11 protein-coding genes are annotated in these 12,472 nt (G+C 72.2%); 4 read left to right on the plus strand and 7 right to left on the minus strand.

Annotated features, from left to right (window positions below):
• Positions 1–3 precede the first annotated feature (3 nt).
• Positions 4–369: a nuclear transport factor 2 family protein gene (locus ACZ69M_RS11700; RefSeq protein WP_470048927.1), complete on the minus strand. Its 366-nt coding sequence runs from the start codon at positions 367–369 to the stop codon at positions 4–6.
• Between the two features lie 172 nt (positions 370–541).
• Here ACZ69M_RS11700 and ACZ69M_RS11705 point away from each other — a divergent pair, with 172 nt between their 5' ends.
• Complete coding sequence (locus tag ACZ69M_RS11705; protein WP_470048929.1) at positions 542–832, plus strand: hypothetical protein; 291 nt, start codon at positions 542–544, stop codon at positions 830–832.
• A gap of 144 nt (positions 833–976) precedes the next feature.
• Here ACZ69M_RS11705 and ACZ69M_RS11710 read toward each other — a convergent pair whose 3' ends face one another.
• Positions 977–2,731, minus strand: a complete 1,755-nt coding sequence (locus ACZ69M_RS11710; protein WP_470048931.1) for an ABC transporter ATP-binding protein — start codon at positions 2,729–2,731, stop codon at positions 977–979.
• Between the two features lie 806 nt (positions 2,732–3,537).
• Here ACZ69M_RS11710 and chvE point away from each other — a divergent pair.
• Positions 3,538–4,626, plus strand: coding sequence for a multiple monosaccharide ABC transporter substrate-binding protein (gene chvE, locus ACZ69M_RS11715; RefSeq protein ID WP_470048933.1), 1,089 nt, complete (start codon positions 3,538–3,540; stop codon positions 4,624–4,626).
• Between the two features lie 35 nt (positions 4,627–4,661).
• Positions 4,662–4,910, plus strand: coding sequence for a hypothetical protein (locus ACZ69M_RS11720; protein ID WP_470048935.1), 249 nt, complete (start codon positions 4,662–4,664; stop codon positions 4,908–4,910).
• 41 nt (positions 4,911–4,951) lie between these two features.
• On the opposite strand, the gene ACZ69M_RS11725 is transcribed toward ACZ69M_RS11720, so the two are convergent.
• From ACZ69M_RS11725 to ACZ69M_RS11745, 5 genes are all read right to left on the minus strand, one after another.
• Positions 4,952–7,729, minus strand: a complete 2,778-nt coding sequence (locus ACZ69M_RS11725) for an alpha/beta hydrolase (RefSeq protein WP_470048937.1) — start codon at positions 7,727–7,729, stop codon at positions 4,952–4,954.
• A 382-nt stretch (positions 7,730–8,111) separates the two neighbouring features.
• A complete protein-coding gene (locus tag ACZ69M_RS11730; RefSeq protein ID WP_470048939.1) occupies positions 8,112–8,888 on the minus strand; it encodes a hypothetical protein in 777 nt (258 codons plus the stop codon).
• A gap of 441 nt (positions 8,889–9,329) precedes the next feature.
• Positions 9,330–9,902: an SMI1/KNR4 family protein gene (locus ACZ69M_RS11735; protein WP_470049341.1), complete on the minus strand. Its 573-nt coding sequence runs from the start codon at positions 9,900–9,902 to the stop codon at positions 9,330–9,332.
• A gap of 119 nt (positions 9,903–10,021) precedes the next feature.
• Positions 10,022–10,258, minus strand: coding sequence for a hypothetical protein (locus tag ACZ69M_RS11740; RefSeq protein ID WP_470048941.1), 237 nt, complete (start codon positions 10,256–10,258; stop codon positions 10,022–10,024).
• Positions 10,259–10,302: 44 nt separating this feature from the next.
• Positions 10,303–11,442 (minus strand): inorganic phosphate transporter, encoded by a 1,140-nt coding sequence (locus ACZ69M_RS11745; RefSeq protein ID WP_470049343.1) that lies wholly within the window; start codon positions 11,440–11,442, stop codon positions 10,303–10,305.
• A gap of 775 nt (positions 11,443–12,217) precedes the next feature.
• Here ACZ69M_RS11745 and ACZ69M_RS11750 point away from each other — a divergent pair.
• Positions 12,218–12,460, plus strand: a complete 243-nt coding sequence (locus ACZ69M_RS11750; RefSeq protein ID WP_470048943.1) for a hypothetical protein — start codon at positions 12,218–12,220, stop codon at positions 12,458–12,460.
• The last annotated feature ends 12 nt before the right edge of the window (positions 12,461–12,472 follow it).

The raw sequence follows: 12,472 nt of genomic DNA on the forward strand, positions 1-12,472 counted from the left end.
TTCCTACTCGTCCCATGCCTGGAGCAGCGTGTGTTCGACGATCTTGCCGTCCCGCAGCGAGATCATCGAGCTGGCGAGTACCCGCACGCCGTCCGGGTACTGGCAGGACTCGGTGAACGCGACGTGGTCGCCCTGGACGACACACTCTTCCAACTTGTGGGTCATGTCGCGGCTGTAGACGTCGTTGAGTATCTCGGCGATCTCGCCGCGACCGTGTTTGATCATCGGGTGGCTTGGCTGGGTGTTGCGGTCGACGATGGTCATTTCCGCGTCGTCCGCGTAGAGCGACAGGAGATCCGCCGCACTGTGTCCCTCTATGCCCCGGCGTAGCGCTTCGGTGTCGAAGGCGGGGCCTGCCATGGTGCCCATGTCGACCTCCTCGGAAGGCCGCGGTCCGCCAAGGAGGGGACCGCGAAGGGCCTCTCTACCGAGCGTCCTCCGCCCCATGGCCCACGGCAAGCCCAGCCGGTGGGATGCGCCTCTCGGGTGAGGAGCGGGGGACGGCCGTGACCGCGCGCCGTCCGGGACCGTTGCTGCAAGCATGATCTCAACACGACGTATGGTCGCCGCCGTTGGTCTCGCCGTCGGTGTCACGGGCCTTGCCGCGCCGATGGCGTCCGCGGCCGAGGCCCCGGACGCGGGGAAGCTGAACCCGATCACCCAGCTCGACGCGCTCGCCGTCAGCGACATCCCCGCGGAGCACCAGGCCGACATCCCGCGCGTCTCCCAGCAACTGGGCGGACTCAACCGCCTGAACGACCTCAATCAGTTGCACCAGGTCACCGACCTGGTCGCACCCGTCACCGGAGTTCTCCCGGGCCTCCAGGCCTAGGGCCGGTCCTTCGGGCCGGGCCTCGGCCTGTCCGGCCGTGTCCGCCCGCGTCTGCCCCTGGCACCCCGTGCCGGGGGCAGACACTTTTGTCCTGAGCCGAGTGAAGGAAACTTCGTACGGAGAACGCGCGACGGTCCGCTCTCCTCAGCCCGCCGTCGCGAGGAACTGGGTCGCGGCCAGCTCCGCGTAGAGCGGGTCCCCGGCCACCAGTTCCCGGTGGGTGCCCACGGCGCGTACCCGGCCCGCGTCCATGACGACGATACGGTCGGCCATCGTCACGGTGGACAGCCGGTGCGCGACCACCAGGACCGTGGTCGTGCGGGCCACATCGGCGACCGTGTCGCGCAACGCGGCCTCGTTCACCGCGTCGAGCTGCGAGGTCGCCTCGTCCAGGAGCAGCAGGCGGGGGTGGCGCAGCAGCGCGCGGGCGATCGCGACCCGCTGGCGTTCGCCGCCGGACAGCTTGGTGCCGCGGTGCCCGACGAGTGTGTCCAGGCCGCGCGGCAGCCGGGCGACCAGCCCGTCGAGCCGGGTCGTCTTCAGTACGCGCGTGACATCGGCGTCGTCGGCCTCCGGGTTGCCCAGCAGCAGGTTGTCGCGCAGGGAGCCGGACAGGACCGGGGCGTCCTGCTCCACGTACCCGATGGCGGACCGGAGCCGGGGCAGGTCCCACTGGTCCAGGGAGCGGCCGTCGACCGTGATGACGCCCGACTCGGGGTCGTAGAACCGCTCGATCAGCGAGAACACGGTGGTCTTGCCGGCGCCGGAGGGGCCGACGAAGGCGGTCATGCCGCGGGCCGGGACGGAGAAGGTGACGCCGTGGTGGACGTACGGCAGGTCGTCGGCGTACCGGAAGCGGACGTCGTCGAAGGCGAGCGCGGCCGGCTCGGCGCCGGGGGTCGGCAGTGGCGCGGGCAGCGCGTCCGGTTCGGCGGGCAGCCGCAGCGCCTCCTGGATGCGGGCGAGCGCGGCGGCGCCGGTCTGGTACTGGGTGATCGCGCCCACGACCTGCTGGATCGGCGACATCAGATAGAAGACGTAGAGGAGGAAGGCGACCAGCGTGCCGACTTCGATCGCGCCGGTCGCGACCCGCGCGCCGCCCACCGCGAGGACCGTGATGAAGGCGATCTGCATCGCCAGACCGGCCGTGTTGCCCGCGGCCGCCGACCACTTGGCGGCCCGTACGCTCTGCCGCCAGGACTCCTCGGCCGCCGCGTGGATGGTCTGCTCCTCCCGGTGCTCGGCACCCGACGCCTTGACCGTGCGCAGCGCGCCCAGGATCCGCTCCAGCGAGGCGCCCATCACGCCCACGGCGTCCTGCGCCTGCTTGCTGGCCCGGTTGATGCGGGGCACGATCACGCCGAGCACCGTGCCCGCGCACAGGATCACCCCCAGGGTGACGCCGAGCAGCACCACGTCGACCAGGCCCATCATCACCACCGTCGCCACCAGGGTGAGACCGCCGGTGCCGATGCCCACCAGCGAATCGGTGGTGACCTCGCGCAGCAGCGTGGTGTCGGAGGTGATGCGGGCCATCAGGTCGCCCGGTTCGCTGCGGTCCACGGCCGGTATCCGCAGCCGCAGCAGATACGAGGACAGGGCGCGCCGTGCGCCGAGCACCACCGACTCGGCGGTGCGCCGCAGTACGTACGAACCCAGCGCTCCCACCGCGGCGTTGGTGACCACCAGCGCCGCCATGCCGATGAGCGCCCGCCCGATGGGCCGGTCGTGCGACAGGTCGTCGATGAGCCCCCGCGCCACCAGCGGCAGCACCAGACCGGTGGCGCCGGTCGTCAGCGCCAGCAACGCGCCCGCCAGCAGCGCCCATCGATGCGGTCGTACGTACCCGAGAAGCAGCCGCCAGGCGGGCGGTCCGGCGTGCGGCTCTGCGATGCTCACGGTGCTCCTAGCGGGAGTTCGGCGCGGAGCATTCAGGCTACGTCGGCGCGGCCCCCGGAGGGGAACGGGTCACCCGGTGCCAGGGGCGGCTTCGTCTGCCTCACCAGTGGCGCAGCCCTGCGAGGAAAGCCAGGTCCGAGCGTTCCGGGAGCGAATCTCCCACATCTTTTCGGAATCCATACCGGTCCTCCCCCGTTGACACCCCCGCGCTCGCCCTCCTAGGGTCACGCCTACGTTCCGAACGTGTGACGACATTTCGAACGGTTGAAAGGCAACTGCCCTGTGCATCACCGGAGTTGGAACACGTGTGGACGTAACCCCGCGGCACGGCCCGGCATGCGTTCAGGTGCACGCCGGCAGAGGGGTCGCGCGGATCGGCAAGACCCGGATGCCTGGGCCACGACGCGTCGATCGGAGACCCGCGACGCACCGAGGCTCCTGAGTCCCGACTCCACAATGTTGCGGAGAACCTGACCGTCGGTCACCTCGTCAGGGAATACTGATGCTCACTCCCATGGAGATGCGCACCGAAGACCCCGACGACCTCGGCGGTCGCGTGCGGATCTGCAAGGTCGCCGAGCCGATCCGCCGCGGCGCACCGCTCCACCTCGAGTTCGGGCTGTTCAGGGCGCCCGGGATCCACCCGTACGGCACCCATACGCGGGGACCTCATTCCGGCTGCGGCACACACCCACTCGCGCTCGACGTGCTCGTCGGCCGCCCGGCATGTTCCACCGCCGCCTGCTCACAGACATCTGATACGCCGTCATCTTTCTCAACGACGAGAAGAACAAGGAACGATCACCATGCGCAATCGCAGAGCCGCCTTCGCCGCCATCGCCGGAACTGCCTCCGTCGCCCTCACCATGTCCGCCTGCGGCGGCCAGAACAGCACGGGCAGCTCCAAGGGCGGCACGATCGGCATCGCCATGCCGACCCAGGCCTCCGAGCGCTGGATCACCGACGGCAAGAGCGTCGTCAAGGACCTTCAGGCCAACGGGTACAAGACCAAACTGGTCTACGGCGAGAACGACCCGCAGACCCAGGTCTCGCAGATCGAGAACCTGATCACGCAGGGCGTCAGCGCACTGATCATCGCGGCCATCGACAACAAGTCGCTGAACAAGGTGCTCCAGCAGGCCGCCGACGCCAAGATCCCGGTGATCTCCTACGACCGGCTCATCCTCGGCACCAGGAACGTCACCTACTACGCCTCCTTCGACAACGAGCAGGTCGGCCGGCTCCAGGCCCGCTTCATCATCGACAAGCTCGGCCTGGACAAGGGCAAGGGCCCTTTCAACATCGAGCTGTTCGCCGGCTCCAGTGACGACAACAACACCAAGTACTTCTTCAGTGGCGCGTTGCACCTTCTGCAGCCGTTCCTGGACAGCAAGCAACTGGTCGTCCAGTCCGGCGAGACCGCGCTCAACCAGGTCACCACCCTGCGCTGGGACGGTGCCACCGCGCAGAAGCGCATGAACAACATCCTCGCCACGTCGTACAAGACCAAGACGGTGGACGCGGTCCTGTCGCCGTACGACGGCATATCCATCGGCGTCCTGGCGGCGCTGAGGGCGGACGACTACGGCTCCCTCAGCAAGCCCCTCCCGGTCATCACGGGGCAGGACGCCGAACTGGCCTCGGTCAAGTCGATCGTTGCGGGTCAGCAGGCGCAGACCGTCTACAAGGACAGCCGACTGCTCGCCGATGTCGCCGCGAACATGGTCGACGACGTGCTCAACAAAAGGAAGCCGCAGCTCAACGACACCAGGACCTACGACAACGGCGCCAAGGTCGTGCCCGCCTACCTGCTGCAGCCCATCAGCGTCGACAAGACCAACTACGACAGCGTTCTGGTCGCGGGCGGCTACTACACCGACGCCGAGCTCAAGTAGCCGAACGGCCATGGCCTGTCATGCCGCGGCGCGCCATGGACATGGGGTTCAGCGGCCTGCGCGTGCTGGTCACCGGCGGCAGTCGCGGCTTGGGGGGAGAGGGCCCGGCGCTTCGCCGCGGCGACCGGCCCGGTACCGACGCTGCGGCGCCCGGATGCTCGTTCTGGCACCGGATGCTCGGCGGGACGATCGAGAAGACGGCAACCCACCACTTCCTGCGGATCGACGGATCCCCGGTGTTCGTGATCCAGCGGGCTCCCTGCCGATCCCGCGGCGGCACGTAGGGGGCATGGACCATCCTGTCCATGCCCCCTACGCAGGCGGTTTACGGTGCGTCCACCACCGTGCCCGTCAGTACGGGACGGCCGGGAAGGGGTTCGGCGTTGTCGTCGGTCAGCGCGAGGCGCAGCGACTCGGCCGGCTCGGCCAGTTGGTCCATCACCGTCGGCACGGTGAAGTCGGCGGTGGTGGCTCCGGCCGGGATGTCCGTCCCCAACCACAGGTCCGCCCGGGAGAGTGCGCGCTCCGGGTCGGGGAGCTCACCGGCGCGGTCCATCAGCCACTGCGGGTCCACGTCCTTGGTGGACAGCTCGGCGCCCTCGGTCACCGGAAGCACCCGCATCGGCTGCATGATGTCCACCTCGGCGGGCTCGGAGAGCGAGATCCGCCACGTCAGCGTCCCTCCCTCGGTCACCCGGTCCGTGACCGGCGTCAGGGTGACCGCGGGCGCGGGGTCGTCGTTCACCGCGGTGACCCCGCCCCGGTACGAGCCGATGACGGCGCCGCCCACGGCCTTCGCGACGACGTCGTACTGCTCGTCGTAGCCGAAGCGTGTGTCGCCCTTCACCTTCACGGGCACGTCGATGGGGGCGCTGCCCGGCCGTACCGTGACCAGTTTGTCCTCGGCCTGTCCGGTGTCCGGGTCGAGGACGGAGAAGCGGACCTTGCCGCTGCCGTGCCCGGAGACCTGGACCGGGACGTGGTAGCTGAGGGTGCCCGCGTCGCCCTCCTTGACGGTGAGTCGGCCGATGTCGACGCGCGGCAGCGTCGCGGCCCTGGCCGCCGGGGTACCGGGGGCCCAGCCCCAGGCATCCATCAGCCAGGCCTGTCCTGACGGTGAACGCGGAGTCAGTTCAAGGGACTTGACGTGCCTCAGGTCGAGGCCGGCGCGGGTGGCCGCGGTCAGCGGGACGCGCAGCTCGCGCGCCCAGTAGGAGGCGGTGCGGTCGGTGCCCGGCAGCCCGTCGACCTGGACCTCGCCGAGCTCGGCCCGGCGGCCGCCGGAGTCGGTGACGGCCACGTCCAGCTCGGTGCCGGTCGTGTTCGGCGGTACGAACACGCGAAGCGCAAGGCTCTTGGCGCCCGCGAGGGACACCGGAGCGGCGGGACGGACCTTTGTCGCCGTGCCCGGCGCCGACCACTTCAGCGCGACCGCGCCGCGGCCGGCCTCCTTCTGCGTCCACCACCGTGCGAAGTGCGGCGACCTCCCCGCGGCGTCGGGGTCGAGACATGCCACGGCCGGGTCGGGGTCGAGCGCCGAGCACAGCCTGCCGCCGGTCACCTTCACCGGGGCGTCGGGCAGGAAGCCGCCCGTGCGGCGGGCGCCGACCGCGTGGGTCAGCACGCGGGCCGGGTCGGCCGAGGGGGCGCGTCGGCCCGAGCCGTCGAGCAGCGGGCGCACCCGGTCGTCGCCGGCGACGAACAGCCGCGCCGCGGCGGCGATGTAGGTGGCGCCGGCCCGGTGCTGCTGGTCGGCGGTCAGCCGGGTGCGAACGCCCGTGGAGCACACCGGGTCGGGCCGCTGTTCCGGGTCGTCCCAGAAGTCGTCGAAGGAGGGTGCCTCGGACTTGCCCGGCGTCCACTCGGTGTTGAAGAAGTTGTGGTTGGCGCCGACCACGTAGACGGCGCTGTGCAGGGCGGTGCCCCGGCTGACCCCGCGCGTCCCGTCGACGTACACCTCGCCCTGGAGGTCGGAGACGTCACCGTCGCAGCCGGGGAGGATCGTCGTGGACGGCACGTCGGCCACCGGATTCTGGCCGAAGATCGTCGGTCCGATGAGGACGGTCCCGCGGATCTTCCAGCGCACCGGGCCGCGGTAGCCGTCCTGCGCGGCGGGCGGCGGGTAGAGGCTGTCCATGGCGGCCCGGTTGACGCCCTCGCCGCCGCGCGAATGGCCGACGAGCAGCACGCGGGACAGGTCGGCCTGAGCCGCGTCGGGCACGGCCGCCGGGGCGGTGCCCGGATGGGCGGCCCAGCCGGCCCACTTGGCGAGGTGCTGTCGCACCAGCGAGGAGCGCGCCTGCGCACCGCCGTCCTCGACGTCCCCGTCCTGGCCGTTGATGCCGTTCGCCGAGATCGACACCGTCACATAGCCCTGCGAGGCCAGCAGTTTCTGGTCCTTCAGGTAGCCCTTGTGGCTCGGGATCGGCTGGGTGCCGGCCGAGCAGGGCCACTCAAGGGTCACGTCGTCCTCGGACCCGCCCGGCTTGAAGCAGGTGGCGTGGCGGCCGTGGAGGAACAGGGCGAGCGGTCGCCTGCCGGTGGCGCCGGCGGGCGCGACCACGACGGCCTGCATCTCGACCGGCTGGGCGAAGCCGGGGAGCTTCACCGGGTCGAGGTGGTACTCGCCGGTGACCGTGCGATACCCGCCCGGCCTGCCCGGGTCCACGGAGTTCGCCGGGAGTGGGGCCGGGGGCTGCACGGCCTTGAGGGAGTTCTCCGGCTTCTTGCCGGTGTGGTCGGCAGGCGCGTCCAACCGGCGCCCGGCCGCGAGGACTTGAAGGTCTTTGAGCGGGGTGGCTCCGTGCAGAGCGAGCCGGAACGTGTGGCCGTCCTTGGCCGGCTTCGGTATGCCGAGCAGTTGGCCGGCCGCGCGGAACTCGACACGGGCGTCGCCCACGGGCACGGCCCTGTCCGACCGCCAGACCAGCTCACGCGCCACGCCCTTTCCGGTGACGCGCCAGCCTGGCGGCAGTGGGCTGTCGGCCTTCTGCGTCAACGGCTGTACCTTGACCGGATGTTGGGCCTGGGCCAGTCCCGGTGAGCCCGCCAGGGCCGCGAGAACGGCCACGGCGGTGACCGCTGTGCGCCGGGTACGGTTCAAGGATCCCCTCCTCACACTTCGAGCGCGGGCGCCCCGTCGATACCGGGAGCCCCTCGCGCCTCGAAGGAAGCGAAACGGAACCTGTGGGTTGCCTGTGCCAGGGAAATGTGCCCGCGCAGGACAAGAATCGGGTCACCGGGGAATTCCCCCGCGCGGGCGCCGGAATGGGCCCCTCCATGGGCCTAACTCCCCTTGTCCGCACGGCCGTCGTCGGCACCGGCCACCGCGCCCGCACCGGCCACCGCGCCCGCATCCTCGGCACCGCCCGGGCAACGGCGACTCCCTCACCGGCGCCCTGGCCCACCGCTTCAGCCCTGGCCGCGTGCGAACCGTCCCTTGGCCTCACGGACCGGCATCCCGCCCAGGCCGCCGGCGTAGGGCGTCAGGGCCGCGCGCGGACCACGCCCAGCGTCACATAGCCCTCGCCGCGTCCCGGCGGCCGGTTCCAGGGCCGGGTCCGGAAGCTTTGGAGACGTCCGCGACTGAGGGCGAACCGGGGCAGCCGGACGCCGAACTCGGCGGCAAGGGCCTCCAGGGCACGGCGCTCGCTCAGCCGCTGGGCGTGCGCGTCGTCCAGCGGGAAGAGACGGTCCGGGTCCAGCGCGATCGGCACGGACCCCCGTCTGCCGACCGAGGTCCCCCGGACGGTGAACGCGTACCGCTCCTCGCCGTCGTCCGTGACGGACAGATGGAAGACACCGGGACGGTGGGGGCGGCTCGGCTCGCTCCACACCGTCACCGCACGGGTGCCCCGGGAAGCGGCGATGCCTGGGGAGACGCACCGCCGCTCGTCGAAGGTCCCGCCCGGCCGTGGCGCGAAGGCGAAGCTCCAGCCGGGGCCCGCCCGGCCGACGGCGACCAGCGCCTCGTCCTCGCACGCCAGGGCTCGGTTGCCGGGGAAACGCGTGCGCGAGTCCCACAAGGTCGCCGGCGCGTTCGGTACGGCGTTGTCGGGGGCGCCGACACGACCGGGCAACTCGGCCGGCTCCACTGACTCCACCAGGACGAAGCGGTAGGACACCAGGAAGTTGCCGGGATCGCCGTCCGCCGGCCACGCCAGGCCCGGCGGATCCAGGTCGGCCGCGGGAGCCGGTGCGTCGCCCCGCTGTCCGGCCCGGGGTGTGGCCGGCAGTTCCCGGCCCCGCTCCGGAGTGATCAAGGGGCCGAGGAGCGGGTCGGCGCACAGGCCGACCGGCGCGAGGTGCTCGCGGCCGACCGGCCGCCACTCGGGCAGCGCGGCGCGCCGGGTGCGCCAGGCCGCGTCCCCCAGTCGCCCCAGCGTGCCAGCTCCCGCGCCTCCTCCACGGCACGGCCGAAGGGGCCTTCGGCGGTGTAGCGGAATGTGCCGTCCCCCACCTGCCGCAGGATCTCGTCCGCCGCCTCGCGCACCTCGTCGGAGGCGCCCCTCGGGTGGCGGGTCGAGGCTGGGGGTCCCGGTGGTGCCGTACGTCCTCGGCCGCCGGCACGGCCAGAAACTCGGGCGCGTACAGCGGGTCGGGCGTGAGTCCCGGGAAATACACCATGCAGGTCTCCCCGAGCAGCCGACGGAGCTGGTCGCGCGGCCCCGACGCCCGGGGCCTGCCGTACGCGATCGCCTCCGTCAGGGCGCCGACGCCCGCTCGTACCTCCCGCCCAGCGCGTCCAGCCGCGCGGCCCCGACGGACGCGTCCAGGGCCCTCGTCGTCGCGTTGACGAACTCCGCCCCCGCCCGCTCCGAGCGGTTCACCTGCATGCGGTAGAACTCGCGGTACATCGCCTCCGTGAACGCGCCGAACGACGCGTACCGTTCCGGAGGACTCGCGTGCCACGACGCGTAGCAGTACACCGCCCACTCGCCGGCGTCGTCCACGTCCCCCGGGTGCAGCAGCACGTGGACCGCGTCCGACTCCACTTCCAGCGCGCGCTCCCACATCCCGGCGAGCAACACGTCCTCGGGCGTGGGGTCGTCCTCCAGATCCCCGGGAACGTACTCGGCCAGGCCCGCCGCGTCCTCGTGCCGGCGCACCGCGTCGGTACCGGCGAGCAGCCAGACGAAGCCGCCCGCGTGCCGCCGGCCGTCGCTCACCGCTACAAACGTCCGGTACGAGGGCGGCAGCCGGTGCCCGAGCCGCTCCTCCAGGGCGCGGATACGCTCCTCGGACGCGGGCGGGAACCCCGGTCGGCGCGTACGCAGAGGCCGTCATGTCGGCGATCCTGCCGGCCACCACTGACAACGCCCCGGCCATCTCAGGCAGTTCGGGTCAGCAGGCCAGGCCTCGGGCCTGGAGGGGGGTGCCTCGGGTACGACGGATGTCAGCTGCCGATGATCAGGGTGAGCCCGTAGACGGCGACCGCCAGGCACGCGCCGAAGCACAGCACCGCTGCCACGGTGGCCGTACGGCCCGCACCGCGGGAGCGTTCCCCGCCGTGGCCTCCGCCGTCGCCACGGGGCAGGGCGGCGACACCGAGGGAGAACAGCACGACCGTGAGCAGCGTGATTCCGAGGCTCACACCGAACACGGCGCCGAGGGCGGCCCAGTGGATGTCCATCGCGGTGCCTCCTTTCGCTGCCGGACGGGACGGTCGGCCGGCTCTCACGCCGCAGGCTGTTGCACGCGCTCGACCGGCCGGGCGGGCCCTTCGTTGACGTTGTCCGGAGTCACGGGCCGGTGGCGCGACAGGGCCCAGAACCCGGCCGCCGCCGCGGCCGCGACGGCGGCCACCAGAGCCACGCCCGCCGTGCCGTGGCCGGCGGTCCAGGCCGCCGCGCCGCCGACGGCCGCCGCCGCGGGCAGCGTGAGCAGCCAGGACAGTGCGATGCGCCCGGCGATGCCCCACCGCACCTGGGCCAGCCTGCGGCCCAGGCCCGCGCCCAGGATGCTGCCGGTGCACACCTGCGTGGTCGACAGGGGGAATCCCATGTGGGACGAGGCGAGAATCACGGCCGTCGCGCTGGTCTCGGCCGCGAAGCCCTGCGGCGCCTCGATGTCGGTGAGCCCCTTGCCCATGGTGCGGATGATGCGCCACCCGCCCGTGTACGTGCCGAGCGCGATCGCCGTTCCGGAGATGAGTACCACCCACCAGGGCGGCGCGGAGTCGTGGGCGAGCGTCCCGGTCGAGATGAGAGCCAGGGTGATGACCCCCATGGTCTTCTGCGCGTCGTTGGTGCCGTGGGCCAGCGCCACCAGCGACGCCGAACCGACCTGCCCCCGGCGGAATCCCCGCAGCGCCTGGTCGGGGGCCGTCCGCCGGGTGATGACGTACGCGAAGTAGGTCGCCAGCAGGGCCACGACACAGGCGACGAGCGGCGAGACGACGGCGGGGATCAGGATCTTCTCGACGATCGCTCCGAACTGCACCGCGGATGCGCCGGCGCCCACCCACACCGCGCCGATCAGACCGCCGAACAGCGCGTGCGACGAACTCGACGGCAGCCCGGCGAGCCAGGTCAGCAGGTTCCACAGGAGAGCGCCGACCAGCCCGGCGAAGATCATCACCAGGGAGACCTTGGCGTCGTCCACGATGCCGCCGGAGATGGTCCTGGCAACCTCCGTGGACAGGAACGCGCCCGCCAGATTCAGCGCTCCCGCGACGGCGACGGCCACGCGTGGTCTCAGGGCCCCGGTGGCGATCGACGTCGCCATCGAGTTGGCCGTGTCGTGGAACCCGTTGGTGAAGTCGAAGGCCAGGGCCGTCAGGACGACCACGACGAGGAGGAACGAGACGGTACCCACGGGGGGACCTCCGAAGAACAGGACGGCCCCCACGAGCGCCGTGCCGCCCCCCGCCCGGACGTCTTCCACGCTAGGCGGCTCCTCCCGGGCCCGCGACCGGGGGCCGGGCCGGAGGCCCGGCTCACGTCGGCCGCGGCGCCGCTCACGCGGTCGCCGACGGCCGGTCGCCGGGCGATGCGCCGCCACCCTCCCGATCAGCGCGAGTTCGGCCGCCGCACCGTGCGTCCCTCGCCGCCCTGCCCGAGCTCCAGGGCACGGCCTCGACGAGGTGGGGCCGCCGGTCCTGGACGTCGTGGCCCACGGAGACCGGGCGTACCTCCACGTGTCCCACCCGTCCGAGCCGCGCGCGGCGCCCGGCGGCTTCGCGGTCGTCCGTGAGGGGCCGGCCGGCGTGGTGCTCGCCATCGGCGCGACCCTCGGCCCGGTGCCGCGCGCCACCCGGAGGTGCCATCGCGGGGCAGGATCTCGCGGACGTCGTGCTCGTCGAGCCCTCCCCGCGGCACATCCGCCCAGCACGTCGCCGAGACGCTCGTCCATGTCCGGGACCGCCCGTCCGGATCCCGTGAACCGCCCTCGTCCTCGCCCTGCCCGACTCAGGAGCACAGGGTGGGCCCACTGCCCGGTGGCCGTCGTCGGCCGGGGGCCAGGCGGGACTGTCGGTCGGCTACTGCCTGCGCGAGCGCGGTATCGAACACGTCGTCGAGGCACACCGCGTCGGGCACGCGTGGCGCGGGCGCCGCTGGGACTCGTTCTGCCTGGTCGCCCTCAACTGGCAGTGCAAACTGCCCGGTCGCCCCTGCGCGCCGCGCGTCCCGATGCGCGGCCGGTGATCGCGGGCGGCGAGATCCTCTTCGACTACCGCGACCACCGGGCGAGGCGGGAGGCCCGGGCCGCCGGACTCGGCGTCCAGCCGGTCGTCCGTGATCTGCCCGTCCGGCGTGCGGTCTTCGGGTCCGCCGCCCGTCACCTGGCGTTCTACCGGCCGGTTACCGGCGGGTCACACCGTAGGGTCGGTTGACGAACGTCGATC

It is taken from the genome of Streptomyces sp. NPDC107454 (assembly GCF_055582885.1).